The sequence below is a fragment of the Proteus sp. HMSC14B05 genome, from assembly GCF_001808035.1.
GTDB classification, from domain to species: Bacteria; Pseudomonadota; Gammaproteobacteria; order Enterobacterales; family Enterobacteriaceae; genus Proteus; species Proteus mirabilis.
This window is the reverse complement of sequence record NZ_KV791979.1, coordinates 18,431-44,706: the sequence shown is the minus strand read 5'-3', so window position 1 is coordinate 44,706 and position 26,276 is coordinate 18,431. Positions and strand designations below refer to the sequence as shown.

The window sequence follows — 26,276 nt, the reverse complement described above, 5'->3', positions numbered from 1 at the left end:
CTTCACGTAGCCGTATCTTAGATGCTGACTATGCGACAGAAGTGTCCAATATGAGTAAAAATCAAATCTTGCAACAAGCAGGTACTGCTGTACTGGCTCAAGCAAACCAAGTACCACAAACTGTTCTGTCTCTGTTACGTTAATCCTTCATTAAACTCATCTTCAGATCCCACCCACAGCCATTTTGGTTGTGGGTGTTTTTTCATCAAAACAATTGTTTTTTTTATTAATTATGGATAGGTATTCCCATTGATGGGTTGTAGGTAAAAATAGATAAAAGATAAGTAATATGATTTATATGTTATTTTTTTATCAACAAAATACAGATTTGATGAATACATTTCTTTCAATAAGACAAAATATCAATTTATTTAACGGTTTTTCTGCGGATTAGTATGACCCATCTTAAGGTACAGTATGTACTTGTAATGCAATAACAAATTAAATTATCAATGAAAACCCAATTTTCGCTGAAAATTTAGCATAGGTGAAAAAGAGGGGCTTTTGCTTCACTGTTCAGCCGATTGCTAACACTATTTCGTCGGATAATGGTTTCCGGTCTTTTATCCAAAGGTGTCTTTTGTTGTGAGTGATTTGTATACCGCCGAAGGCGTGATGGACAAAAATAGCCTCTGGGAGCGATATGTCCCTTTGGTTCGCCATGAAGCATTACGATTACAGGTCAAGTTACCTGCGAGTGTTGAATTGGATGATCTTTTGCAAGCAGGGGGGATTGGCCTACTGAATGCCGTTGAGCGTTATGACTCAATGCAAGGTGCCGCCTTTACTACTTATGCTGTGCAACGTATTCGAGGCTCTATGTTAGATGAGCTACGAAGTCGTGATTGGGCGCCCCGCAGTGTGCGCCGTAATGCAAGAGAAGTGACACAATCCATTCATCAGTTAGAGCAGGATCTAGGACGACCACCATCAGAACAGGAAGTTGCTGATCATTTGCAGATTGAGTTAGCAGAATACCGGCAGATCCTATTGGATACAAATAACAGCCAGTTGTTCTCTTATGACGAATGGCATGAAATTTACGGTGAAAGCTGTGAACCGTCTCAAGACGAAGATCACGATGACAATCCTTTACAAATGTTATTGGAAAGTGATATTCGCCAAAGAGTCATAGACGCGATAGAATTGCTTCCCGAAAGGGAAAAAATGGTTCTTACCCTGTATTATCAGGAAGAACTTAATTTGAAAGAAATAGGCGCAGTGCTTAATGTCGGGGAATCCCGCGTAAGTCAGCTACACAGCCAAGCAATCAAAAGGCTGCGAGCACGCTTAAACCCAGAGAAATAGAAGTTTTGCTTATTTTTGTTTTTATTTATTAAGACTACAACACAGGGCTTTATCTCTTATGTCTGTTTCAACACAAAAGAAACGGCCGCTAAGCCGTTACATTAAAGACTATAAACACAGCCAAACTCATTGTTTGCATTGCCATAAGGCGCTTGATCGGATTTCTCTCGTATTCAATCGCCAAGTTATCAATAAAGAAGCCATTTCTGAAATGACAGATTTAATTGATGATGAAACATGGGAAACCTTGCAAGGAAAGTTTTCTGCGCTGTGCCGTTTTTGTAGTGAGATTTACTGTAATAGTGAAACTGATTACTTTGACATTATGTCTTTTAAGCAGTATTTGTTCGAACAAACGGAGATGAGCCACAGTACTGTTCGTGAGTATGTGGTTCGTTTACGTCGACTCGATGAATTGCTGACTTCCACTAATTTTCCTCGTCAAGAATTTACGACAGAGAAAATTCAGTCAGACTTGAGTAAAAAGCTCACTCCCTCCGCATTTAGTAACTACAACATTGCCCTACGTAAGTATGAGCAATATCTTGATTGGTGCCAAGCGCCAACCTCGATGAGTAGTGGTCACTAATCGCATTCAAGAGAGACCTAAAAAAAGGGGTAACATTATGTTGCTCCTTTTTATTTTTTATTCCAGAAATAAAAAAACCACCTTTAATAGATAAGTAAGTTAAAGGTGGTCTCAAAAATAAAGTGAGAAAGAGAACGCTGGGTTTAACTGATTGTCATTAAGCTGGCATTGCCTCCGGCAGCGGCGGTATTGACGCTTAATGCTCGTTCATGCAATAAACGCTCTAATAACAATGCTGTCTCACCACGTGAGAAGCCTTGTACTGAAATAATAGCCCCTTTACGTTGTGCAATTTGCTGACAAGTTTCTTTTAACTGATCACTATCGCCATGATAAATAACGGCATTAATGCTTAGTGACTCATCTTGCCAGTTGTCCGTGAGTGTGATTGCTTTTCTGATCATATCAGGCAATTCACGATAGGTTTTTTGCGAGAAAACAGCATTATGGACAATAGCATGGCATCCTGATGCAAAGACTCCCGCTAACTGAGTAAATATATCTTGCTCATTATCTGAGAGGCAAAGCACCTTACCACAAGGGACTAATTGATAGGTATTTCGCTCGCCAGTAGGCCCCGGCAATACGCGCAATGTGCCAGCTTGTGATGCATTGGCGTATTCTTCTAGCGCCTGATAATGTGCAGGTTCCGTTTTATTTGCTAACCACGTCATATAGTGATGATAGGTTTGTAATAAATTTTGTCGCATAGAGGCATCAAGGGGTAATGTTTCATCTTGACGTGCTAAGGTTTGTGTTATGGCATTTTCAGGACGTTTTGATAATAAACGATACAGATAAGCAGGGCCTCCAGCTTTTGGCCCCGTACCCGATAAACCTTCACCACCAAAAGGTTGTACCCCGACAACAGCACCTACCATATTGCGGTTTACATATAAATTTCCTACTTTTGCATGAGTCGCTACATAAGCGATAGTTTCATCAATACGGGTATGAACCCCCATCGTTAATCCATATCCAGTCGCATTAATTTCAGCTAATAAAGCAGGCAGATCTTGGCTTGAATAACGTACGACGTGCAGTACAGGGCCAAAAATCTCTTTTTTAAGTGAACTAATTTTATCTAACTCAATTAAGGTAGGAGGAACAAAAGTACTGTTATTTTCAGCCTGTTTAGTAAGTTGATTATAGGTTGCTTGATAAACGTCAAAACCCGCTGTGCGCATAGTTTGAATATGTTTTTCAATACCCGCTTTTGCCTCTTTATCAATTACAGGGCCGATATCTGTTGATAAGAGACTTGGATCACCTATTATGGCTTGTGCCATTGCACCTTTTAACATTTCAATCGTGCTATCAGCCACTTCTTCTTGAATACAGAGAATACGCAAAGCAGAACAACGTTGACCCGCACTATCATAAGCAGAGGCCATAACGTCAGTGACCACTTGTTCCGTTAAGGCAGAAGAGTCGACAATCATAGCGTTTAAGCCACCTGTTTCAGCAATTAAAGGAACAGGGCGACCTTCGCTATCGAGTCTACCCGCTAAGGTTTTTTGCAAAATGTGGGCAACTTCGGTAGAGCCTGTAAACATCACACCACGCACGCGTTCATCTGCCACTAATTGTGCACCAATGGTCTCCCCTTGACCCGGTAAGAGTTGTAATGCACTGCGAGGTACTCCTGCTTGATAAAATAGTTCTACGGCTTTAAAAGCAATCAGAGGGGTTTGCTCCGCAGGTTTGGCCAGTACGGTATTACCTGCCGCTAACGCCGCTGCAATTTGTCCACTAAAGATGGCTAATGGGAAGTTCCAAGGACTAATACAGACAACAGGGCCTAAAGGACGATGGGTATTATTATCAAAATCATTTGCCACTTGTGCTGAGTAATAATAAAGAAAATCAATCGCCTCACGCACTTCTGCAATAGCATTACTATAGGTTTTACCCGCTTCTCTGACTAAGACCCCCATTAATGGACCCATTTGCTGTTCCATCAGTTCTGCTGTGCGGACTAAAAACGCCGCTCTTTCCGCAGGTGGGGTTGCAAACCAAATTTCACCATTTTCTTGGGCAATATCTAAAGCAAAATTAGCTTCGGCGGCCGTTGTTTCACGTACTGTACCGACGACATCGGTGTGATTTGCCGGATTGAGTATAGATTGTGGTGCAATTACTTCTTCTGCACTATTACACTCACCACCAATGAGCGGATGGCTGTGAATTTTTTCCATCGCAGAGGTCAGTAATGCACTGGATAATGAGGCTAAACGATGCTCATTAGACATATCAATCCCCGGTGAATTTTTACGCTCATCACCATAAAGCTGCATTGGGAGCGGGATTTTAGGATGTGAAAGTCCGATTTGTCCTTCAGCTTGCGCAATTTTATTGATCTCTTTAACCGGATCGGCAACTAATTCATCTAAGGAGATGGTGGTGTCAGCGATACGATTTACAAACGAGGTATTTGCACCATTTTCTAATAATCGACGCACAAGGTAAGCCAGTAGGGTTTCATGAGTACCTACTGGCGCATAGATACGACAAGGGCGACCAAGTTTACCATCAGCAATTTTACCCACAACTTGTGCATAGAGGGGTTCACCCATACCGTGTAAGCATTGGAATTCATATTGACCAGGATAGTAATTTTGACCCGCTAGATGATAAATGGCTGATAAAGTATGGGCATTATGCGTGGCAAATTGCGGATAAATATAATTCGGTGAAGCGAGCAGTTTTTTCGCACACGCAAGGTAAGAGACATCAGTATACACTTTACGGGTATAAACAGGGTAATCTTCCAGTCCATCCATTTGCGCGCGTTTAATCTCACTATCCCAATAAGCCCCTTTTACTAAACGGATCATTAAACGGCGACGACTGCGGCGAGCTAAATCAATAATATAATCAATCACTAAAGGGCAGCGTTTCTGATAGGCTTGAATAACAAATCCTATACCATTCCAACCCGCTAATTCAGGCTCGAAGCAGAGTTTTTCTAATAAATCGAGGGATATTTCCAGTCTATCCGCTTCTTCTGCATCAATATTAATACCAATATCATATTGCTTGGCTTGTAGCGTTAAAGAGAGTAGGCGAGGGTAAAGCTCCGACATCACTCTATCATATTGAGCTCGACTATAACGGGGATGTAATGCTGAAAGTTTAATGGAGATCCCCGGTCCTTCATAAATACCTCGTCCATTAGAGGCTTTACCAATGGCATGGATGGCTTGTTGATAAGAGACTAAATAGTCTTGCGCATCTTTTTCCGTTAAGGCCGCTTCTCCTAGCATATCATAGGAATATCTAAAGCCTTTTTCTTCAAGTTTGCGTGCATTGGCTAACGCTTGGGAGATAGTTTCACCGGTGACAAATTGTTCCCCCATTAAACGCATCGCCATATCAACGCCTTTACGCACTAAAGGCTCACCACTTTTAGTTAAAATGCGATTTAGAGAATTAGATAATTTCTCTTCGTTATGGGTAGAGACGAGTTTGCCTGTAAACAGTAGACCCCAAGTGGCGGCATTGACAAACATAGATTGGCTTTGCCCTAAATGCGAGCGCCAATTGCCATGGCTAATTTTATCTCGGATCAGGGCATCACGGGTTGCTTTATCAGGAATACGCAATAAAGCTTCGGCTAAACACATTAAGGCAACCCCCTCTTGGGAAGAGAGAGAAAACTCTTGCAGTAAGCCTTGTACCAGACCTGAGCGTCCAACACCCTGTTTTTGTTTGCGTAATTTTTCTGCAATGGAGTAAGCCAGTTTATGCGTGGCTTGAGCCTCATGCTCAGGTAGTGTTGCCTGCTGTAGTAGCATAGGCACCGCTTGTGTTTCAGGTATACGATAAGCAGAAGTAATTGCCGAGCGTAACACCGATTGTGGGTGGATCTGCTCTGCAAATTCTAAAAACGGTTGATAATGTGCCGTTAGGGGGGCTGTGCTTTCTTCAATATCTTGCTCAGCCTGTGTGATAGGGGTTAGGGTGAGCTGATCATTTTCAATTTGTTCAAGATAATTGAAGATGGCTTGTTTAATTAGCCAATGAGATGTTCTATCTAATTTTTGTGCAGCATCTTTTAATCTATTACGGGTTTCTTCATCAAGTCTAACACCCATTGTTGTGCTACTCATGCAGTGCTCCTCATATCGTGCATCTTACTTATACGGCACATTGACCAGTTATTTTTCTTAATATCAGCCATGTTGCAACTTTGTGCAACATTGTTAACAATAAATTTATAAATAATGTGAAAGTTGTCAGGTTTTATAAATGGTTAAAAAATATTATCTTAGATGGATAAATAAATAATACTTATAATTCACTAGGTTATATATTTTTCTTCAATGAAGAGATAATATTAATCTCTTTCAACCGAAGCAAATAGTGTGAAGTTACATACAAAAATTAAACACCGATACGTTAATTTCTTGTTAAATGCTTATAACCTATTCTAGGATTGATATGAATGTTTTATTTGTTACAGTAAGAAATTATTTTAAATAAAAACTGATAAGGTCATTGGTGTGCAACGAAGTGCAACGTTCCTGCATAAGTTGAAAGCATAGCAATTGATCGTAACAGATATATGGAGAACTGCGATTATGGCTCTAAATTCGCCAATGCTAATTACCTTTACGATCTATATATTGGGGATGCTTTTTATCGGCTATCTAGCGTATCGATCAACAAAAAATTTTGATGATTATATTTTAGGGGGACGAAGGCTTGGTAGTGTAGTAACGGCACTTTCTGCGGGCGCTTCTGATATGAGTGGCTGGCTATTAATGGGATTACCAGGCGTGGTTTTTTTTGCGGGGATCTCCGAAAGTTGGATAGCCATTGGTTTATGTTTAGGTGCATGGCTTAACTGGCGTTTAGTTGCAGGGCGCTTACGTTTACAAACAGAAAAAAACAATAATGCACTGACTTTACCAGACTATTTAACTTCTCGCTTTGATGACAAAAGCAAAATGCTACGCATTATTTCTGCGTTAGTTATTCTTATTTTCTTCACTATTTATTGTGCATCAGGTGTCGTCGCAGGAGGTATGCTTTTTGAGTCTACCTTTGGCATTCCTTATCATGAAGCGATGATCTATGGTGCACTAGCAACCATTGCATATACTTTCCTAGGTGGTTTTTTAGCGGTAAGTTGGACGGATACGGTACAAGCCACATTAATGATTTTCGCACTTATTCTGACACCAATTATTGTTATTTTCTCAATTGGTGGAATTGACACCTCTATAGAGATCATTAAAGCGAAAGATCCTACTTATCTTGATATGTTTAAAGGGCTTGATTTTATTGCTATTGTTTCATTATTAGCTTGGGGATTAGGTTATTTTGGACAGCCTCATATTCTCGCGCGTTTTATGGCTGCAGATTCAAATCAAACTATTCGTAAAGCGCGCCGTATTGGTATGACTTGGATGATCCTCTGTTTAGGCGGAACGGTGGCGGTGGGCTTCTTTGGTATTGCTTATTTTGAAGTTAATCCGGCCGTTGCAGGTCCGGTTATGGCTAAAAATGAGCGTATCTTTATGGAATTAGCTTCGTTACTTTTTAACCCGTGGATAGCTGGTATTTTGTTATCTGCGATTTTAGCTGCGGTAATGAGTACGTTAAGCTGCCAATTATTAGTCTGCGCCAGTGCATTAACTGAAGATTTATATAAGCCTTTTATTCGTAAAAATGCCAGTCAAAAAGAGCTAGTTTGGGTTGGTCGTGGCATGGTGTTATTAGTTGCGGTTATCGCTATTTATTTAGCCCGTGATCCAGAAAATAAAGTACTTGATTTGGTGAGTAATGCTTGGGCAGGATTTGGTGCTGCATTTGGTCCGGTGATCCTTATCTCTGTCACTTGGAAACGTATGACTCGTAATGGTGCTTTTGCGGGAATGTTAATTGGTGCATTAACGGTACTGGTATGGATGCAATATAAATGGTTCGGTCTTTATGAAATTATTCCGGGCTTTATTTTCGCGTCCATAGCCATTGTTATTGTCAGTTTACTGGGTAAGTCACCAACGGCAGAAAATCAACAACGTTTTGATGAAGCAGAAGCGGAATATCGTAACACTTAATTATTAATAAGCAGTGAGATTTTATTTCATGAAATACCATCTATATAAGAATATAGGTGGTATTTTTTTGGCAAAATAACAGTAAATATTAACCATTAAAGGGTTTTGTTTAGCATGATATTAATAGCATTAAGATTGCTTAATCAAAGCGATATTTAACCCATCAAATTTCATTGATGCTGTTATTAGTCAATAATACTGATACTAATATTTTTATTGGTTTAATATTTTGTAATACACTTATTTTTTAATCACAATTTATAGGTTAAATATTAGTCAGCTATATAACGCAATTAATGAGCGTGATAATAGCTAGCTGTTATCGCCATTTTGTCGCCATTCTCTTCCAGATACAAAAAAGCCACTTATCTCTAAGTGGCCTATCTGCCTGATTACTCAGCGTAAATTTGGTGGGTTGTGGGGGGCTCGAACCCCCGACCAATTGATTAAGAGTCAACTGCTCTACCAACTGAGCTAACAACCCGATGCGCTAATTATTCTCCTCTCTTAAGGGCGGGTCAACCCTTAATTTGAAATTTTTTCCAAATGTATAAAATATCGTCTATTAAAATGAAGAAAGGATATTATTTGGTTATCAAATCGTCACTCATTTTACTAAAAGTGATCTTTTCATTACTTATTCTGAGATTTGTGTCACAATAATTTCGCAAACTTAGCCACGGCGAAAAAATAAAAAAGTGGCGTAACAACATCAAAAATATGAAAACATTTCAGGTATTGTATGGAAGAGCAAACAGAAGTTACTCAGCCCGTTAGAGTGAAAAATGCCACTCTACAACGCGGGCTAACCAATCGTCATATCCAATTAATCGCTATTGGTGGTGCTATCGGTACTGGTTTATTTATGGGGTCTGGGAAAACCATTTCGCTAGCTGGGCCATCGATTATTTTTGTTTACATGATAATCGGCTTTGTCCTGTTCTTTGTTATGCGAGCAATGGGAGAGCTATTATTATCAAATTTAGAATATAAATCATTTAGCGATTTTGCCGGGGATTTATTAGGGCCTTGGGCTGGCTTTTTTGTTGGATGGAGTTATTGGTTTTGCTGGGTTATCACCGGTATCGCTGATATTGTTGCCATTACCTCCTATATTAGTTATTGGGCGCCCAATTTTCCTGAATGGGGAACGTCTTTTATTTGTGTGCTGACACTACTTATTTTGAATTTAGCCACAGTAAAATTATTTGGGGAAATGGAATTTTGGTTTTCGATGATCAAAATTACCGCTATTGTCTCTTTAATTATTGTTGGTATCGTATTGATTAGCATAAATTTTCAATCTCCAGCCGGCCACACGGCAACTATTGAAAATATCTGGAATGATGGCGGTATGTTCCCTAAAGGGATCAGCGGATTTTTTGCTGGTTTTCAAATTGCTATCTTTGCTTTTGTGGGGATTGAGCTGGTAGGTACAGCAGCGGCTGAAACACGTGATCCTGAGAAATCATTACCTAAGGCGATTAACGCTATTCCTATTCGTATTATTACTTTTTATGTTTTGGCTTTGGCGATTATTATGTCAGTAACGCCGTGGCGTTCGATTTTGGCAGACAAAAGCCCGTTTGTAGAACTCTTTGTCATGATTGGTATTCCAGCCGCAGCCAGTTTAGTTAACTTTGTGGTATTAACGGCAGCCGCCTCTTCAGCAAATAGTGGTATCTTCTCAACCAGTCGTATGCTATTTGGTTTATCGAAAGAGGGGGAGGCACCAAAACAGTTTAGCCAGCTATCAAAACGTTCAGTACCTGCCAATGGTTTACTCTTTACGAGTCTCTGTTTATCTTGCGGTATTGTGCTAATTTATTTTATTCCAGATGTGATGCGGGTATTTACGTTAGTAACAACGGTCTCTGCGTTATTATTTATGTTTATTTGGAGTATGATCTTATGCTGCTATTTAGCATATCGTAAGAAACGTCCTCAATTACATCAACAATCTATTTATAAAATGCCATTAGGGATAGTGATGTCATGGCTATGCTTAGCATTTTTTGTGTTTATGGTCGTGTTATTGGCATTTGAACATGATACCCGTCAAGCACTGATGGTAACGCCCATTTGGTTTATTGCTTTAGGAATAGGGTATCATTTTGTGAAAAAGCGTAAACAAAAAGCACAATTAAAAAATTAATCTTTTTTAGTTAAATTGATGGTCATTGGATAAATATAACCCTATCTTTTTCGATAGGGTTATACTTTAATTTGAGTTAAACCATTAGTCAGAATATTTCGAATATAAATTTGTTATTTTATTTTTTAATTGAAAATTTAAAGCAATATATTATTTTAAAATAAATTTTATTTTCTCTAAGTATAATTTAATTCAAAAACTTTAAGTGCATGTGAATTATACATATCTATTATTATTAATCTATTTCTTAAATATGTTAACTATATCCGGTATTTTTTTCAAAATAGACTATCCTACAATTAAAAAATAATAGGAGGCGATATGTATAAGACTATTTTGGTTCCCATTGATATCGATGAAGATAACTTACTAAATAAAGCCATTACATTAGTGGAGAACATTGCCAAAAGAGAAGATCCCTATGTCCATTTTTTGTATGTTTTACCAAAGTTGCCACAATCTTCTTATTATCGCTTAGTGATGAATGGCGATCAACTTGACCAAGTATGTTTAAAAAAATCAGCAGAAAAAGAGTTAAAAAAAATTATTGCTCGATTTGATTTACCGGAAGATCGTATTGAAACGCATATCTGCATTGGTAAACCACGAGATGGCATATTGCAGATAGCCGATCAGGTTAATGCTGATTTAATTGTTGTTAGCTCACATAATCCTGAAGCAGACAGCTATCATTTAGGCTCAACAGCGGCAGATATTACCCGTTATGCGAAACGTTCAGTGATGGTAGCAAGATAGCCGACTCTTTATTTTATATAGTAATACCATTAAGCGGTTGATGGCGTCTTATCAACTGCTTTTTTAATTTGGCACTCTAGCTATTTTTAATTATCATGCATTATCCCCTATAAGATAATAATTAAAAATTATGCTTACTATTACGGCACTACTAGAAAATAAGACAAGCGATCCCGCCCTTAGCCATTATCCTGGCCTTTCACTGCTATTAGAAGACACTGAAAGCGAAAGTAAAATTTTATTTGATACTGGTAAAGATCTCACTTTTATCAATAATGCTAAAAAAATGGCGATTGATTTGACGTCATTAACGACAATTGTTATTTCCCATGGGCACTATGATCATTTTGGTGGATTAACTCATTTAAATGAGGATTTCTTTATTACTAAGCCACATATTATTGCCCATCCTGATTTATTTTCAGTACGTTATTCAGCACTTTTTATGGGGCGCCAGTCTATTAAATTTAAGCGTCTTACTCCATTTTTTAACCGACCGCAGCTAGAACAGCAGTTTTCATTTCAGTTAACAGCGACACCTAAAGCTATCGATAAAAGATTTATCTATTCTGGTCAAGTAACCGAGCGTCAAATACATAAACGTTATGGCGTTATTGTCAGTGAAAGTAGCGAAACGGATGATTATGTACTTGATGATAGTTTTCTGGTTTGGCAAGGTCAGCAAGGACTGGTGATTATTACGGGATGTAGCCATTCGGGTATTGATGCGATTATTCGCCATGCGAAAAAAATAACGGGAAATGGCAAGATCCAAGCTATTGTCGGAGGGCTACATCTTCGCTGTGCCTCACTGGCGACGTTAAAAAGAGCGAAAAAAGCAATAGGCCACCATGTTGAGGTTTATGGTTGCCATTGTACCGGTGCACTTGGCCGTAGCTATCTTAATGCCAAAGATTTTAATACAGGGCAAAAATTATTTTTTAAATGATATATCAATATGTTAATTAAAAATGGGATTGCTTATTTTAGTGTGAGATTAAAAAAAGGTTTTTGATTTTAATCCTAGCATTTTTTATTAACAATGTATCGTCAATTATCAACGGATCACTAAAACAGAACAATTGGTGTTGTTAACAATATAATCTGCAGTAGAGCCAAGCAATATATTATGTCTATTACGAGAGCTAGAGCCAATGACAATAGTGTCTACATTCATCTTATTGGCGAGTTCGAGAATATTATAATTTGGTGTCCCTATAAGGGCATGGCATTGGTACTGCTCTTTAGGTAATTGGAATTGTTGTTGAACACAGTGTGCTAGTTTTTCAGTTAACAAAATAACGGCTTGATGTTTTTTCTCTATAACTGAAGGGCTATCACAATCAAGCCCATAAGCTTCAAGAGAACGTAAATTAGGCATGACTGTGACAAAATGAAAATAGTGATCAGCTTTTCTTGCTAGAAATTGAATATCTTTAACCATACGGTGAATTCTATCATCTTCTAATAAGTCAATTGCTACCAGTATTGTTTTAGCCATAATTTACCTTCTGTAAAAAATTAACCTTTTCACTCGAGTAGTATAGGTAATTTAGTGGCTAAGCTGAAATTTAAAGATGAATATTGCGATTATGGCGCCATTATTTTGGGGTTTTTAGCCCTAAAAGATAAAAAATAGGTGTGGAAAAAAGATTGTTCTATTAAACTTGTGCCAAGTTAACGACAGGTAGTTTACTATCATTATTTGTTATCAATAAATGATAACATTAGGTTATAAAGCTATGAGAAAATCAAGCGAAGAATTATTAAAATGTATTGCAACAATATTACAATGGGTGCTGAATTGCGGATTACTTATTCTAGCCATCGTATTAGTCAGTTTTTTGATCAAAGAAACTTATGTTATCGCCTCTTTATTATTTAACTTAGCTGCTGAAGAATCTTCTTATCAGTTATTAGAAGGAATTTTGATCTACTTCCTTTATTTTGAGTTTATCGCATTGATTGTAAAATATTTTTTATCCGGTGGTCATTTTCCTTTAAGGTATTTTATTTATATAGGTATTACAGCTATTGTGCGTCTGATTATTGTTGAACATAAAGACTCGGTAGATACTTTGATTCAGTCCGGCGCCATTTTATTGCTCGTTATCGCGTTATTTATTGCAAATACCGAAAAATTAAAACGAAGCTAACCGAATAACAATATGTCAACAATGCATTGAAATGGTCTCTGTGCATTAAGGTTTTCCGCATGATTGGGGGAGATATGTTATTATCTCTCCCAATTTTATTTTGGAATATGTAAAAATATTATGTCTTATCAATGTCCACTTTGCTCCCAGCCACTTGCTCTTAAAGCCCATAGTTGGGTTTGTGACAATCACCATCAATTTGATTGCGCTAAAGAGGGGTATGTTAATTTACTCCCGGTACAATTTAAACGTTCTAAAGAGCCGGGGGATAGTGCAGAGATGATTAGTGCTCGGCGTGATTTTTTAGATGCGGGCTTTTATCAACCAATGCGAGACAAAGTGGCTCAATTAGTGGCTGAACATTTACCGGAAGATAATCCTCAGGTGTTAGATATTGGTTGTGGAGAAGGGTATTATACCTATCAGATATATCAACAACTAAAGTCAAAAAATCCACAAGTCTATGGCTTAGATGTGGCGAAGGTTGCCATTAAATATGCAGCAAAACGCTATGCTCCTATTCAGTTTTGCGTTGCGTCCAGCCAACGTCTGCCTTTTTGTGATGCTTCATTAAATGCAGTGGTACGTATTTATGCCCCTTGCAATGCCAGCGAATTAACACGAGTTATTGCTCAAGGTGGATATATTATTACGGTGACACCCGCACCGCGCCATCTTTATCAACTTAAAGCGTTGATTTATTCAACAGTGCATCTTCACCCACTAAAAGATGAGATATTTGCTGGGTTCAAGCAAATAGCACAGCATCAAGTTGCTTATAATATGGCGTTAACAGGTAAACAAGCGGTTGATTTATTACAAATGACGCCTTTTGCTTGGCGTGCGAGTGAAGAGGTAAAAGAGACATTAGATAAAACAGAGCAATTTGCTTGTGAAACTGATTTTTTAATTCGTGTTTATCAACGTGTTTAGAATAAAAAAGCTTAGGTTGTGTTCATACCTAAGCTTTTTCATATTATGACGACTTAATGTGCGTACATAAACAGATCAAGATGTTCAAAAAGAATATTAAAGCCGATAGCAATCAACACCATACCCCCGATAATTTCAGCTTTTTTGCCAAGCACAGGGCCAATATAGCGACCGATCAGCATACCCAGTGTTGCCATAATCATGGTCATCATACCGATGGTCATCGCGGTATGGACAATATCGACTTGTAGAAAGGCTAAGCCGACACCAATTGCCATCGCATCAAGGCTGGTGGCAATACCTGTCGCAATTAAAGAGAGTGAACCGTGACGTTGAGGAGCCTCTTCACAAATGCAATCATCACCACGCTTTAAACTCTGATAAATCATTCGTCCACCCAATATAACCAATAAACCAAAGGCGACCCAGTGATCCCACTGAATAATATATTGACTGGTATATAAACCTAATGCCCAACCAATAATCGGGGTGCTTGCTTCAATAATACCAAAGATAAAACCGGTGCGGAGGGCTTCACGAAAATGAGGTTTATGTAAGGTGGCGCCTTTACAGACAGCGACGGCAAATGCGTCCATAGAAAGAGCAAGGGCGAGAATAATTGTGGCGTAAAAACTCATAACAATAGCCTCGGTTGGGGTGTTTCCATATACACACAATTGACCCCCAACCAAAGAAGTACAATTATGTGTCTATGGTCTTGCCAACCAAATAATGGCGTCTGTACCACGCTAAATAAAAATAAGCGAGTATGTTGATACAGACTTCTTAAAATAATGAGATTTATTTTAAGACAGGCTACTCCCCAATGACTTGATGCAGAAGATATCATATTATTTATGAAAGGCAACATATTATTTCATATATTTAAAAGATGATATTGATAATAATTATCATTATTGTTTTTTCGTTTGAAAATATATTTTTTATATTATTATCATGTTAAAAAAATGATAAAATTCAATATGATGAAATATTAACCATATAATAAACAATGTGTTTATTTATTTTTATCTTATTTTTTAGATAAAATAAAAAATTAATACACACATAAATTATAAGTTATAAAAATGAGAATAAATTAAATGAAAGTTAAATAAACCTATATTTGGTAGGTATATAGTTATTAACTGACATTTTAAAATAGATAAGTAATTTATAGATAAATAATATAGGTGTTATTTATAGGGTTATTATTTTAAATCGATTTAACTATTATTGAAATAAAAAAAGTCCATTTATTATAAATGGACTTTAGAAATAAAATCAGGCTAATTAGTCACATTGAACTTTTATTGCTAATCCACCACGAGAGGTTTCGCGATATTTTGCGTTCATGTCTTTACCTGTTTCGTACATGGTTTCAATCACTTTATCAAGTGAAACTCGTGGTTCACTGGTACGACGTAATGCCATACGAGCAGCATTTACCGCTTTAACAGAGGCAATTGCATTACGTTCAATACAAGGAACTTGTACTTGTCCTGCAACAGGATCGCAAGTTAAACCTAAGTTATGCTCCATACCGATTTCAGCAGCAACACAGACTTGTTCAGGGCTAGCACCGAGTAATTCAGCAAGTCCTGCGGCAGCCATTGAGCAAGCAACGCCCACTTCGCCTTGACAACCCACTTCAGCGCCAGAAATAGAAGCATTCATTTTGTAAAGAATACCAATCGCTCCTGAGGCTAAGAAATAACGGGTATAAATTTCAGGCGTGACCTTTTCAATACAGCGATCGTAATAAGCCAATACAGCTGGAACAATACCACATGCACCATTCGTTGGTGCGGTGACCACTCGTCCACCAGCGGCATTTTCTTCATTCACTGCCAGTGCAAACATATTGATAAGATCAACGACTTTCATCGGATCGTTAGACAGGCTATTACTGGAAGTTAATAAACGATTTAGTGACGCAGCACGACGAGGAACACGAAGTGGTCCCGGTAATACGCCTTCGGTATTTAAACCATGCTCGATACACTCTTGCATGGTTTTATAAACATCAGCAAAATAGGCACTAATTTCGGCTTGAGTATGAAGATCTAGCTCATTTTTCATCATTAAGCTAGAGATTGATAATCCGGTTTCTTTACAATGTTTTAATAACTCTTCAGCGCTTGCATACGGATAAGAAACAGGTTGGCTGTCAAGCACAGATTTGCCGAAGTTTTCTTCATCAACAATAAATCCACCACCAATAGAGTAGTAGGTTTTACGATAAATTTCTTTGTCACCTGCAAAAGCATGAATTGTCATGCCATTTTCATGTAATGAAAGATTATCATTGCTAAAATGCATACTTTCAGCTGGAAAATCGACAACTTTTAATCCATTTGCTAATGGTAAACGGCCAGTTTCTTCAACTTCACGAATAAAACCGGGAATGCTGTCAATATCGACAGTAGCGGGTGCATTACCTGCTAAGCCCATAATAATTGCGATATCAGTGTGGTGACCTTTGCCTGTCAATGACAATGAGCCGTATACATCAACAGCTACGCGAGTGACAGACGCAATCAGATCCTGGCTGACTAAATCATCGACAAATTCTTTCCCCGCTTTCATGGGGCCTACGGTGTGAGAGCTAGATGGCCCAATGCCCACTTTAAACATGTCGAAAACGCTAATCACGTCAGACTCCTTAATAAGAGTGAGGGTTAAAAAAATAATAAAAATATAGTTATTTATAGTAAGGGGAGCGTTTTTACGATTATATCGTCCCGTTAATAGTCTAGTTTACAACATTTTTTTAAAATAGCTAAGTACAGTTGTAGTGGTGACGATAAAAAGATAGCGTTGGATAATAAAATAATAAATTAAGTAATATGCAACGCGAGGTTATGTAAAATAGCTGCGGTTAGTCCCCACACCAAATGCCCTTCATAAGGGTAAAAATAGATGCGATGCATTTTACCGGCACGACGAAAATCTAACGGTAAATAGCGCTGAGTATTGAGTACATAACTTAATGGCATTTCAAAGACAGAAGCGACTTCTGTGGGATTATGACGTAAAGATAAATTGGGGGGGATCACCCCGACAATGGGGGTTACTAAATAACCTTCTGAACTGCGTAATGGGGCTAATTGGCCGATCACAGAAACCATACTGGGCGGAATATCGACCTCTTCATAGGCTTCACGTAATGCCGTTTCAATGAGGCTTTTATCTTGTGGATCGCGTTTCCCTCCGGGGAGCGCAACTTGTCCGGCATGAGAGCGCAACGTTGATGCGCGCTCTGTTAAGAGGATCGTTGGATTAGGCTTATTGATAATCGGCAGTAAAACCGCTGCCGATTTTTTAGCATCAATAAGCTGATTTACCGGCTCGGGTAAAGTAAGTTGAAAGCGATTGATAAAGGTATCAATAAGTGTCATCGGGAGAAACTTCACTTAAAACAGTTAATATTTGACCAAGTTTATCAAAGGTTTCTTGGTACTCTTGTTCGGCAACGCTATCAGCGACAATTCCACCCCCCGCCCAACAGTAAATTTTATTTTTTTCCGTCAGTAGAGTTCTAATTGAGATATTAGTATCCATCGTACCACAAAAACTAATATAGCCAATGGCACCACAATATCCATGGCGACGATGTGGCTCTAGTTCTTCGATAATCTCCATTGCTCTAATTTTAGGTGCGCCAGTAATTGAACCACCGGGGAAGGCCGCACGTAATAAGTCAGTTGCGTTTAAATTTTCTGGAAGTTCAGCGGTAATGGTGCTGACTAAGTGGTGTACGGCGGGAAAGCGTTCAACAACGAATAATTCAGGTACTTTGACTGATCCTGTTGTGGCAACTTTACCAATATCATTGCGCATTAAATCGACAATCATTAAGTTTTCAGCACGATCTTTACGAGAATTTGCCAGCAATTGCGCTTGTTCATCATCTTCATCGGGATGCGCTTTACGGGGAAGGGTACCCTTTATTGGACGTGTTTCAATTTTATGATCACTTAAATGAATAAAACGTTCAGGAGAAATACTCATAACAAAATGATGAGGTAAATGCATAAAAGCAGAAAATGGTGCTTTATTCGCTTGATTTAGTGTTAAAAATGCATTCCATTCATCACCGCTATAATTAGCACAAAAACGTTGCGCTAAATTGACTTGATAGCAATCCCCTGAAAGTAAGTATTGATGAATTTTAGCAATTTTTTCATTGTATTCATCACTACTCATGTTTGATTGCCATGGAGAAGTTAAGACAAAAGGTTCTTTTTTTTCTATTGTGTTATTATCAGCGTGCTTTGCTAGCCATTGGAGACGTGCGTCAATATCTTGGTAGCTTATTAATGTGGCTTTTTTCAGTTGATGGTCAACAATTAGTGCCCAATCATAAATACCGATAGCCATATCAGCGAAATTAAGTTCATTTTTTGCTAATTCTGGTAATATTTCAATGCGACGACCTAAATCGTAACTCCATATACCTAATGCGCCACCTAGAAAAGGAAGCCTTTCATCACTGACTGGATGAAAATTAAAAGCGTCTAATGCTGTTTGGATAAGCGTAAAGGGATCTTTTTTAGAGCGTTTGACTCGACCGGTTTTCTCTTTAATAGTGGTAATTTGTTTGCGTGTTTCTAAGGTAATAGCAGGATCGGATACAACAATATCAAAACGATTATGGTGATGTTCGGCAAAACCTGAATGCAGTAAACTAGACCAAGACAAAGAGGCGATAGGCGCAAATACCCGTAATGCTAAATCAGGGGTATAAGTTAATTCACGTTGCTGTAATTGCATATCCATTTTATGACCATTTAAACAAGTATTCTGTATCATTTACACTATCAATCATTAGTTCAGTGATTGCATTATTGTAAAGACCAACATAGAAATCGATTAAGATAAGAGTAACATTATGTTTCTAGGAATGCCTACATTAACACATGAAGAACAACAAAAAGCAGTAGAAAAAATTCAACATCTGATGTCCGAAGGTATGAGTAGTGGTGAGGCGATCCAATTGGTCGCTCAAGAATTAAGAGAAAAACACACGACTCGTGAATCAGTCTCTATTGTGTTTGACGATGACAATGATTAAAACATTTTTTTAACAAATGTCACAAATACCCTGTTTTGCTTATGCTATGCTTAATAGAAACTCGTCCTGCTTTAAGGGATATTTTCGGGAGGTTATTATGAAATTAAGCAAATTAGTTGGTCAAACAGGGATACTTGGTGCAGGTCTTTTTCTTGCGGTTTCTTTTGGAGCCTCTGCAGAAAGTGTCACAAATGTGAATAATGATAATAATGTTGTGCGCTCAGCCCCTTTTGCTAGTTGTGTTAATCTTGATAAAGAGCAACTTGCCACTAGAGTGAAAAATGATTATTTACTCAATCGATTACCTCGCTGGCAGGATGATAAAAAAGCACTAGGACCAAAACCTGTGGCGAATATTAATGCGAACGATGTTATCAAAAGAGATAATAGCTATCATGTTATCTTGGATGTAAGAGGTGCTCGTACCGATCTACGTTACAATGTTGAAGTTAATTGTGATGAGAATAAAATTACCTATATATCAAGTAAATAGTATGATTTAACTGATAAGAAATAGCGATTTTTCGCCCATTTTTTATATCATTACTTGAAAATAAAAAAGAGATAAACGTAAATGTTTATCTCTTTTTTTAATACTGAGCACGGTATTTATTTCGACTCAAAAGGTAAGCGAGAATAGTGTTGGCTTCGTGCTCGATAAAAGGTCACTCTTTCTTGAAAATAGCTTTGTAAAGCTTGAGGTTGCTCTCTTGCTATCGCATCAGCCACTACTGGCATATTATAACGCTCTTTAAAGGCAACCCCTGAAGCGGCTAGGTTGACATTAATTTTATCTTTTTCTTCTTGTGTAAGTTCAGCAAGGTTATAACCCATCGTACTTTCTCCCTTGTTATATGAGAGTAAAGTAAAAGAGAGCGATGAGTAATGCAAGTAACTAAAAGAAATTATTTTAAAAAAAGAAATAGAAAGCAATTGTATAGATAATGGATAAAAAACTTTATTACTAATAGTTATTAGTAGTAAATAATATTGCCTTTAAATAAATTATTCTACTGGTACATTTTTTAGCTAGCCAAGGTAACATGTTTATTATATTGAATTAATTATATTTAAAATTAGTTTTTTTAATGTTTCTCTGAGTCAGTAACCAATTTTGACGAGTTTTATATTTGATCTAGATCAATTTTATTCATATCGATTATTTTTACATTATAGATAAAGTAATAATTAAATTTTAATAAAATGTTAATATTGTCTATTTTATGTTTTATTTTTTTAGTTAATTTTTATAAAAACGATTGAGTAATCACTAACAGAATGAAAAATAAGGATAAAAAAAAGCCCTGTTGGGGAAACAGGGCAAAAAATAATACAACACCAGGGAAAAATGTATTATAAATAAAATTAACTAAATGGTTAATAAGTAAATTTACGTGAATATTGATTTTTTTATTAATCAAAAAATAATCAACATTAAATTGTTATGGAAACAAAAGGGAAAAGGCGATAATAAATAAGCAGAAAATGGAAATAAGTAAAATAAAATTTAAGTAAAAACAAAGAAGATAGAGAAGAAAAACGGAGTACTTTAAAACATTTATTATTAATAGAGTTCGTAATAGTCCTGTCCCTAAAGTAAAGTTATTAATATTTTGTTAAAAAATAATAATTTCGTTCGTTAAAGTTATATTATTTTTTCACTATGCATTTCTTATAATGCGCTTTTCAAATTCTTATTAGCATTACTACTAAGAGAATATTTAATTAATAAATCCACTTATTTGATTTAAATCTCACTTTAAAATGGAAATTGTATATTTGACAATCAATTCTTATTGGTGTTTTTTTCATCTTTTAGCATGTTGTTAAATAATCAATTAACAATATTTTGTAGATCAGTAAATTTATTTTATTCTATAATATAGAATGTTTTAATTATTTATCTAAATGATATTTATAGGTTTTTTATTTTGTTATGCTAAAGTTTCTAGTTAATAAGATAATTAAATAGAATGATTAAATAATAAAAAAATAAACAAAAAATATACATATCGTATAATCTTGTGTTACATTTAAGTCGCTTTTTAGACAATCATTTTTGATATGAGATAAAGACATACATAAGCCATTTATTGGTTCAATTATAGGTGTTTATCTGTTTTTTATTTCAATAGCGATGTAAGGATAGGTTATATACGTTATTACATAAGGGGATTAATTTGACAGGGCTAATTAACTTTGCAAATAACATTTTATGGGGATATGTACTTATTTACTTACTCCTTGGCGTGGGTATTTATTTCACTATTCGAACAGGATTTATTCAAATCCGCCATTTTGGTCATATGTTTTCTATTTTAAAAAATAGTCATAAGTCAGATAAATCAGGTATCTCTTCATTCCAAGCTTTATGTACCAGTTTAGCTGCACGTGTTGGAACGGGTAACTTAACAGGTGTAGCAATTGCGCTGACCGCAGGTGGCCCTGGGGCCATTTTTTGGATGTGGGTAGTTGCAATTATAGGTATGGCGACTTCCTTAATAGAAAGTACATTAGCACAGTTGTATAAAACTAAAGATGATGAAGGTAACTATCGCGGTGGCCCTGCTTATTATATGACAAAAGGCCTCAATATGCGTTGGATGGGCGTATTATTCGCCATTTTCCTCATCATTGCCTTCGGACTTGTTTTTAATGCGGTACAAGCTAACTCAATAGCGCAAGCAGCTGCATCAGCATTTAATTTCGATCCATTATATGTTGGTATTGGACTGGTGGTGATGAGCGGCTTTATTATTTTTGGCGGTCTACGTTGGATTGCGCGTGTTGCTGAGCTGGTTGTACCCATTATGGCTATCGCCTATTTATTATTAGCATTTTGGGTTGTTGCAGATCATTTTGAACGTTTACCTGAAGTGTTTATGCTAATTTTTAAAAGCGCATTTGGTTTACAGGAAGCCGCAGCAGGGGCAATTGGCTATGGTATTAGTCAAGCGATGACCCAAGGTATTCAACGCGGCCTATTTTCTAATGAAGCAGGTATGGGCTCTGCACCTAATGCCGCCGCTTCTGCAACACCTTACCCACCTCATCCAGCATCGCAAGGTTATATTCAGATGTTAGGGGTATTTATGGATACCTTGGTGATTTGTAGTGCGACTGCAGTGATTATTTTATCCTCAGGTGTGTTAGATAATTATCAAGATGGTATTAATGGTATTCAGTTAACCCAGCTAGCATTATCGTCAACTGTCGGTGGTTGGGGGAGTACTTTTATTGCTGTTGCGATTTTTTTCTTTGCCTTTACATCGATTATTGCAAATTATGCCTATGCTGAAAGTAATATGATTTTTTTAGGCCGCAATCATATGACAGGGCTATTCTTACTCAGATCAGCCGTACTGGCGATGGTGATGTTTGGTGCTTTGGCTGAAATGCCGTTAGTGTGGAAAATGGCTGATCTCTCGATGGGATTGATGGCTGTCACTAACTTAATTGCCATTATTTTACTTTCAGGCGTCGCTTTGAAGTTAATTAAAGATTATAACCAACAGCGACAAGCTGGTGTATTACCCACTTTCAATATTCGCCAATACCCTGAATTACAAAATGATATAGAGCAAGGTATTTGGGATAAAGAGCCTTTACCTAATGAACCGTTAGTCCGCTGTGAAAAGGTGAGGCAATAATTGAGCAAGTACGGTATTCATTAAAAAATTATTAAAAAAAAACCAAAATACAAAACCCATATTTTTTAATATGGGTTTTTTGTCTACAATTTAGCCTTAAATTTATAGTCTAATGTATTCAGGATGGATAATGATCTTTAGTCGCTACAGTCTCTTTTTACTTGTTACTTTGGGGTTGCTTTCAGGTTGTGTTCAGCAACCTCAGCTTATTGATAGGGGGGATTATTTTGCACAAGTTGTTCCCAATAATCCTGGGCAAGATAATCGCGTAAAATTTTTAGTTATGCACTACACCGCCGTTGACGATAAAGAATCGTTAAAAACGTTAACTTCGGGAAATGTAAGCAGTCATTATTTAATTCCTACCAAACCAAATTATGTTGATGGTAAGCCGGTTGTGTTTGCTTTAGTGAGTGAAGATAAAAGAGCATGGCATGCGGGGCTAAGTCAGTGGGGAAATAGTGCAGGTTTAAATGATGGTTCAATTGGTATTGAGATAGTGAATTATGGTTATAAAGATCAGGGTACATTAAGAGAGTGGTTACCTTATACCGCAGAACAACTCTCAACCATTACTATGATGATGAAAGATATTATTCAACGCTATGGTATTGAACCACAAAATGTGGTCGGGCATAGTGATATTGCTCCACAACGCAAAGTTGATCCGGGACCACTTTTCCCATGGGCTGAATTAGCGAAACAAGGAATAGGCGCTTGGCCAGATGATGAAACAGTTACTTTCTATTTAGCGGGAAGAGCTGCATCGGAGCCTGTTGATATTGCTAATTTTCAAACCTTGTTAGCGAAGTATGGTTATCAAACACCAACAACAGGGATATTAGATCCTGAAACGCAAAAAGTGGTTAGCGCATTTCAAATGCATTTTAGACCAAGTGATATTAAAGGTATTCCTGATGCGCAGTCAGAAGCTATTTTAATGGCGTTAATTGATAAATATCGAACTAAGTGGATACAGCCATCAACTGAGTCAATAAAACATTCAGATAATTGATAGTTATTAAGGATAAAAACTAGCCCCAAAGTGACTATTTACTTTGGGGCTAGTTGCAATAATAGATTTATTTTACTGTATTAGGTGTAGCAATTTCTGTGTCGGTTTCTTTAAAACTGAGACTAATTAGTAATGAAATTGCGAATGCAATAATACCCGGTAATAACCAACCTAGGCCATACTCAGACAGTGGAATGTAACTAAATAGTTGTAATAAATCTCCATTTAGCCATTTTAACTGTTTTAATGTGTCAAGTAGGCTCATTAAAACAATGACACAGATTGTAAAGCGGTAAGTAAAACGCGGTGATTTTAGTTTATGGCGAACAAATTGTAGTAAGACTAGTGTCACCGATGTTGGATAAATCATTAATAATGCAGGAATAGTGACACGTAATAAGGTATCAAGACCAAAAGTAGAGACTAACGTCGTTAACAGTGTAAATACTACAACCCAGAAGCGATAGCCTAAACGATGATGGAATGTCGCAAAGTAGTCTGCCGCAGCACTAGTAACCCCGACTAAGGTTGTCATACTGGCTAATAAAACAATCCCGCCCATCAACCAAGTACCGACAGAGCCAAATAAAGCGTCTACGTAACGTGAGAAGATTTGGCCACCGTTAGTGGCATTTAGTGCTGGATCAGCAAAAACAGATACCGCGTGACTTGTGGCACCTAAATAGAATAAACATAAATAAAGGGCGGCTAAGAGTAAAACCGAAATCATCCCCGCTTTTATGGTGATAAAACCAATTTGTTTAGGATTGGTGATCCCTTTGGTATATAACGCACGAGCGACGATCCCGCCAAAAGCCATAGCAGATAGCACATCCATGGTTTGATAACCGTCAATAATACCGGAGAAGAAGCCATTTACCGCATAAAGGCCGGTAGGCTCTTCAATAGGGGAAAGCGGTTTAGCCACCACAGCAATACCAACGACAACCAGGAGTATTAAGAGCGCTGGGGTCATGAATTTACCGATGGCACTGATCATCGTACCTTGTTTAAGCATAAAGAACATACTTAATAGGTTAAATATTAATGCGAAAGTCAGATGGGTCGTAGTATTTTTTTCAATAAGACCAAGAGGTAAAAATCCCATCTCATAGGCGGTGTTCGTGACCCGAGGCATTGCAAAGGTAGAACCGACAATCAGGTAAAGTGCAATCCAAAATAACACCGCAAACCATGATGGCAAGTCGATAGAAAGGCGTTCACCACGTCCACGAATAGCTACGGTGACTAAGGTTAAAAAAGGGAGTAAGACACCCGTAACCAAAAATCCTAATGACGTACTAAACCATTGGTTTCCAGATTGGAAACCTGCCATTGGAGGGAAAATAATATTACCAGCGCCAAGGAAAAGAGCAAAAACCATCATTCCAAGGACTAGCATGTCTTTTGTTGAAAGCATAACTAATACTACCTGTCTGAGAGAGAATATATTAATAATTTATACTTGTTATTCTATATTTAGCCTAATTACTAGGTAATTATCTTGTAAAAATAGTGTTTGAATAACGAAAAGAGAATTGATAGTAACAAATTCTGACGGAGATGTAAGAAGAAATAGGTGTTTAATCCTGATCCAGCAGGAAAAGGAGCATAATAAATGGCTATAAAGCAGGGGGGCAAGCAGTGTGATCCTCTAGCTAGGATCACAATTGCTATATAATTTTGTAGACATTAGTGATAAAACACAAAAAATATCGTGTTTAAATAAATTTATTGATAGCGACGGCAACACCGTGTTCTTTATTAGATAATGTAATAAATTTCGCCACTTTTTTGATCTCTTCAGGGGCGTTTCCCATCGCAACACCCAATCCTGCATACTGTAACATCGCTAAATCATTATCTTGATCGCCAATACACATTATTTTCTCTGGAGTGATTTTTAAATGTTCTGCTATTTTTTGTACCGCGTTTCCTTTATTGACATCGGTATTTAATATCTCAATAAAATAAGGAGCACTACGTAATATGCTGTATTGTTGATAGATATTAGCAGGTAAATATTGCATTGCGTTATCTAATACCGTAGGTGTACCAACGAGCATAAATTTACTAAAGCGCATATCTCTTTGCATTTCGCTTAAGGGGCGATAATAGAGAGGTGTCCACGTTAAGAATGCTTCACGACAAGTAAAATGGCTAATATGGCGATTGGTGGTATAAATTTTATTATCACTTAAAACATGAAAGTGAACACCTATCTCACGGGAGAGATCTTCAAAATAGAGGTAATCTTCAAAATTGAGCAAGTCTTCGGTGATAATTTCACCATTTTCTGCTTGGTGAATTTGGCTACCATTATTGCTAATGCAAAAGTTATCAGATGTATCAAGATTAAGTGCTTTTAAGTAGGGAGAGATGCCGTTAAAAGATCGCCCAGATGCAAGAACAATGTGCACTCCAGAATTTTTAGCATGTTGGATCGCTTGATGTACTTCAGGTGTGATCTCATGTTGTTCGTTTAGTAACGTTCCATCTAAATCAATAACGATAAGCTTAATACTCATTATCATCCCCATATTAAAGTAAAGCAGTTAATGGTTGGTAA

22 protein-coding genes, 1 tRNA gene and 1 riboswitch are annotated in these 26,276 nt (G+C 37.3%); of the genes, 13 read left to right on the top strand and 10 right to left on the bottom strand.

Annotation, left to right across the window (positions count from 1 at the left end; translation table 11 throughout):
- From HMPREF3129_RS18845 to fliZ, 3 genes are all read left to right on the top strand, one after another.
- On the top strand, window positions 1-143 hold a 143-nt coding region (locus HMPREF3129_RS18845; RefSeq protein ID WP_254668234.1), incomplete at its 5' end, for a flagellin.
- 442 nt (window positions 144-585) lie between these two features.
- Window positions 586-1,308 carry an RNA polymerase sigma factor FliA gene (locus HMPREF3129_RS04360; protein ID WP_004248319.1) on the top strand — a complete coding sequence of 241 codons (723 nt, stop codon included), beginning with the start codon at window positions 586-588 and terminating at the stop codon, window positions 1,306-1,308.
- A 58-nt stretch (window positions 1,309-1,366) separates the two neighbouring features.
- Window positions 1,367-1,897, top strand: coding sequence for a flagella biosynthesis regulatory protein FliZ (gene fliZ, locus HMPREF3129_RS04355; protein WP_004243493.1), 531 nt, complete (start codon window positions 1,367-1,369; stop codon window positions 1,895-1,897).
- A 143-nt stretch (window positions 1,898-2,040) separates the two neighbouring features.
- On the opposite strand, the gene putA is transcribed toward fliZ, so the two are convergent.
- The gene (gene putA / locus HMPREF3129_RS04350) at window positions 2,041-6,009 is read right to left on the bottom strand and encodes a trifunctional transcriptional regulator/proline dehydrogenase/L-glutamate gamma-semialdehyde dehydrogenase (RefSeq protein ID WP_036918532.1); all 3,969 of its coding nucleotides are present in this window, start codon (window positions 6,007-6,009) and stop codon (window positions 2,041-2,043) included.
- 471 nt (window positions 6,010-6,480) lie between these two features.
- Here putA and putP point away from each other — a divergent pair, with 471 nt between their 5' ends.
- Complete coding sequence (gene putP / locus HMPREF3129_RS04345; RefSeq protein ID WP_036918530.1) at window positions 6,481-7,965, top strand: sodium/proline symporter PutP; 1,485 nt, start codon at window positions 6,481-6,483, stop codon at window positions 7,963-7,965.
- Window positions 7,966-8,373: 408 nt separating this feature from the next.
- Here the strand turns inward: putP and HMPREF3129_RS04340 are convergent.
- A tRNA-Lys gene (locus HMPREF3129_RS04340) sits at window positions 8,374-8,449 on the bottom strand.
- 258 nt (window positions 8,450-8,707) lie between these two features.
- Here HMPREF3129_RS04340 and cycA point away from each other — a divergent pair.
- The 3 genes from cycA (at window position 8,708) to HMPREF3129_RS04325 (ending at window position 11,825) form a co-directional block, all read left to right on the top strand.
- Window positions 8,708-10,120, top strand: a complete 1,413-nt coding sequence (gene cycA, locus HMPREF3129_RS04335) for a D-serine/D-alanine/glycine transporter (RefSeq protein ID WP_004243480.1) — start codon at window positions 8,708-8,710, stop codon at window positions 10,118-10,120.
- A 321-nt stretch (window positions 10,121-10,441) separates the two neighbouring features.
- Entirely contained in the window at window positions 10,442-10,876 is a 435-nt protein-coding gene (locus tag HMPREF3129_RS04330; protein WP_004243479.1) for a universal stress protein, read from the top strand.
- Window positions 10,877-11,006: 130 nt separating this feature from the next.
- Window positions 11,007-11,825, top strand: coding sequence for an MBL fold metallo-hydrolase (locus tag HMPREF3129_RS04325; RefSeq protein ID WP_036918527.1), 819 nt, complete (start codon window positions 11,007-11,009; stop codon window positions 11,823-11,825).
- Between the two features lie 108 nt (window positions 11,826-11,933).
- On the opposite strand, the gene HMPREF3129_RS04320 is transcribed toward HMPREF3129_RS04325, so the two are convergent.
- Window positions 11,934-12,377, bottom strand: coding sequence for a universal stress protein (locus tag HMPREF3129_RS04320; RefSeq protein WP_004248314.1), 444 nt, complete (start codon window positions 12,375-12,377; stop codon window positions 11,934-11,936).
- 241 nt (window positions 12,378-12,618) lie between these two features.
- Here HMPREF3129_RS04320 and psiE point away from each other — a divergent pair, with 241 nt between their 5' ends.
- Window positions 12,619-13,032 (top strand): phosphate-starvation-inducible protein PsiE, encoded by a 414-nt coding sequence (gene psiE / locus HMPREF3129_RS04315; RefSeq protein WP_004248313.1) that lies wholly within the window; start codon window positions 12,619-12,621, stop codon window positions 13,030-13,032.
- 120 nt (window positions 13,033-13,152) lie between these two features.
- The gene (rlmA, locus tag HMPREF3129_RS04310) at window positions 13,153-13,965 is read left to right on the top strand and encodes a 23S rRNA (guanine(745)-N(1))-methyltransferase (protein WP_070486828.1); all 813 of its coding nucleotides are present in this window, start codon (window positions 13,153-13,155) and stop codon (window positions 13,963-13,965) included.
- Window positions 13,966-14,018: 53 nt separating this feature from the next.
- Here rlmA and mntP read toward each other — a convergent pair whose 3' ends face one another.
- From mntP to pabB, 4 genes are all read right to left on the bottom strand, one after another.
- The gene (gene mntP / locus HMPREF3129_RS04305) at window positions 14,019-14,603 is read right to left on the bottom strand and encodes a manganese efflux pump MntP (protein ID WP_004248311.1); all 585 of its coding nucleotides are present in this window, start codon (window positions 14,601-14,603) and stop codon (window positions 14,019-14,021) included.
- 60 nt (window positions 14,604-14,663) lie between these two features.
- Window positions 14,664-14,802, bottom strand: a riboswitch (yybP-ykoY riboswitch).
- A gap of 456 nt (window positions 14,803-15,258) precedes the next feature.
- Complete coding sequence (locus HMPREF3129_RS04300) at window positions 15,259-16,620, bottom strand: L-serine ammonia-lyase (RefSeq protein ID WP_004248310.1); 1,362 nt, start codon at window positions 16,618-16,620, stop codon at window positions 15,259-15,261.
- A gap of 185 nt (window positions 16,621-16,805) precedes the next feature.
- A complete protein-coding gene (locus HMPREF3129_RS04295) occupies window positions 16,806-17,366 on the bottom strand; it encodes a CoA pyrophosphatase (protein ID WP_004250809.1) in 561 nt (186 codons plus the stop codon).
- Complete coding sequence (gene pabB / locus HMPREF3129_RS04290; RefSeq protein ID WP_017827495.1) at window positions 17,353-18,747, bottom strand: aminodeoxychorismate synthase component 1; 1,395 nt, start codon at window positions 18,745-18,747, stop codon at window positions 17,353-17,355. The genes HMPREF3129_RS04295 and pabB overlap by 14 nt, the downstream gene beginning before the upstream one ends.
- 112 nt (window positions 18,748-18,859) lie before the next feature.
- Between pabB and HMPREF3129_RS04285 the strand changes: the two genes are divergently transcribed.
- Window positions 18,860-19,042, top strand: coding sequence for a YoaH family protein (locus tag HMPREF3129_RS04285; RefSeq protein WP_004243469.1), 183 nt, complete (start codon window positions 18,860-18,862; stop codon window positions 19,040-19,042).
- A gap of 97 nt (window positions 19,043-19,139) precedes the next feature.
- Window positions 19,140-19,535: a protein YebF gene (gene yebF / locus HMPREF3129_RS04280; RefSeq protein WP_004248304.1), complete on the top strand. Its 396-nt coding sequence runs from the start codon at window positions 19,140-19,142 to the stop codon at window positions 19,533-19,535.
- Window positions 19,536-19,651: 116 nt separating this feature from the next.
- On the opposite strand, the gene HMPREF3129_RS04275 is transcribed toward yebF, so the two are convergent.
- The gene (locus HMPREF3129_RS04275) at window positions 19,652-19,876 is read right to left on the bottom strand and encodes a DNA polymerase III subunit theta (protein ID WP_004243467.1); all 225 of its coding nucleotides are present in this window, start codon (window positions 19,874-19,876) and stop codon (window positions 19,652-19,654) included.
- Window positions 19,877-21,222: 1,346 nt separating this feature from the next.
- Between HMPREF3129_RS04275 and HMPREF3129_RS04270 the strand changes: the two genes are divergently transcribed.
- Both HMPREF3129_RS04270 and HMPREF3129_RS04265 read left to right on the top strand, forming a co-directional pair.
- Window positions 21,223-22,692 (top strand): alanine/glycine:cation symporter family protein, encoded by a 1,470-nt coding sequence (locus HMPREF3129_RS04270; RefSeq protein WP_004243466.1) that lies wholly within the window; start codon window positions 21,223-21,225, stop codon window positions 22,690-22,692.
- Window positions 22,693-22,822: 130 nt separating this feature from the next.
- Window positions 22,823-23,707, top strand: a complete 885-nt coding sequence (locus HMPREF3129_RS04265; protein WP_004250813.1) for a peptidoglycan recognition protein family protein — start codon at window positions 22,823-22,825, stop codon at window positions 23,705-23,707.
- Window positions 23,708-23,774: 67 nt separating this feature from the next.
- Here the strand turns inward: HMPREF3129_RS04265 and brnQ are convergent, their stop codons facing one another.
- Both brnQ and yidA read right to left on the bottom strand, forming a co-directional pair.
- Window positions 23,775-25,127: a branched-chain amino acid transport system II carrier protein gene (gene brnQ / locus HMPREF3129_RS04260; RefSeq protein WP_004243464.1), complete on the bottom strand. Its 1,353-nt coding sequence runs from the start codon at window positions 25,125-25,127 to the stop codon at window positions 23,775-23,777.
- A 301-nt stretch (window positions 25,128-25,428) separates the two neighbouring features.
- Window positions 25,429-26,235, bottom strand: coding sequence for a sugar-phosphatase (yidA, locus tag HMPREF3129_RS04255; protein WP_070486824.1), 807 nt, complete (start codon window positions 26,233-26,235; stop codon window positions 25,429-25,431).
- Window positions 26,236-26,276: the final 41 nt, after the last annotated feature.

Bases quoted from the DNA above. Each gene is read 5' to 3' on its own strand.
- mntP (WP_004248311.1), bottom strand. From the start codon at position 14,603: ATGAGTTTTTACGCCACAATTATTCTCGCCCTTGCTCTTTCTATGGAC.
- putA (WP_036918532.1), bottom strand. From the start codon at position 6,009: ATGAGTAGCACAACAATGGGTGTTAGACTTGATGAAGAAACCCGTAAT.
- HMPREF3129_RS04320 (WP_004248314.1), bottom strand. From the start codon at position 12,377: ATGGCTAAAACAATACTGGTAGCAATTGACTTATTAGAAGATGATAGA.
- HMPREF3129_RS04325 (WP_036918527.1), top strand. From the start codon at position 11,007: ATGCTTACTATTACGGCACTACTAGAAAATAAGACAAGCGATCCCGCC.
- putP (WP_036918530.1), top strand. From the start codon at position 6,481: ATGGCTCTAAATTCGCCAATGCTAATTACCTTTACGATCTATATATTG.
- HMPREF3129_RS04330 (WP_004243479.1), top strand. From the start codon at position 10,442: ATGTATAAGACTATTTTGGTTCCCATTGATATCGATGAAGATAACTTA.
- yidA (WP_070486824.1), bottom strand. From the start codon at position 26,235: ATGAGTATTAAGCTTATCGTTATTGATTTAGATGGAACGTTACTAAAC.
- brnQ (WP_004243464.1), bottom strand. From the start codon at position 25,127: ATGCTTTCAACAAAAGACATGCTAGTCCTTGGAATGATGGTTTTTGCT.
- rlmA (WP_070486828.1), top strand. From the start codon at position 13,153: ATGTCTTATCAATGTCCACTTTGCTCCCAGCCACTTGCTCTTAAAGCC.
- HMPREF3129_RS04285 (WP_004243469.1), top strand. From the start codon at position 18,860: ATGTTTCTAGGAATGCCTACATTAACACATGAAGAACAACAAAAAGCA.
- HMPREF3129_RS04275 (WP_004243467.1), bottom strand. From the start codon at position 19,876: ATGGGTTATAACCTTGCTGAACTTACACAAGAAGAAAAAGATAAAATT.
- pabB (WP_017827495.1), bottom strand. From the start codon at position 18,747: ATGGATATGCAATTACAGCAACGTGAATTAACTTATACCCCTGATTTA.
- cycA (WP_004243480.1), top strand. From the start codon at position 8,708: ATGGAAGAGCAAACAGAAGTTACTCAGCCCGTTAGAGTGAAAAATGCC.
- HMPREF3129_RS04265 (WP_004250813.1), top strand. From the start codon at position 22,823: ATGATCTTTAGTCGCTACAGTCTCTTTTTACTTGTTACTTTGGGGTTG.
- fliZ (WP_004243493.1), top strand. From the start codon at position 1,367: ATGTCTGTTTCAACACAAAAGAAACGGCCGCTAAGCCGTTACATTAAA.
- yebF (WP_004248304.1), top strand. From the start codon at position 19,140: ATGAAATTAAGCAAATTAGTTGGTCAAACAGGGATACTTGGTGCAGGT.
- psiE (WP_004248313.1), top strand. From the start codon at position 12,619: ATGAGAAAATCAAGCGAAGAATTATTAAAATGTATTGCAACAATATTA.
- HMPREF3129_RS04295 (WP_004250809.1), bottom strand. From the start codon at position 17,366: ATGACACTTATTGATACCTTTATCAATCGCTTTCAACTTACTTTACCC.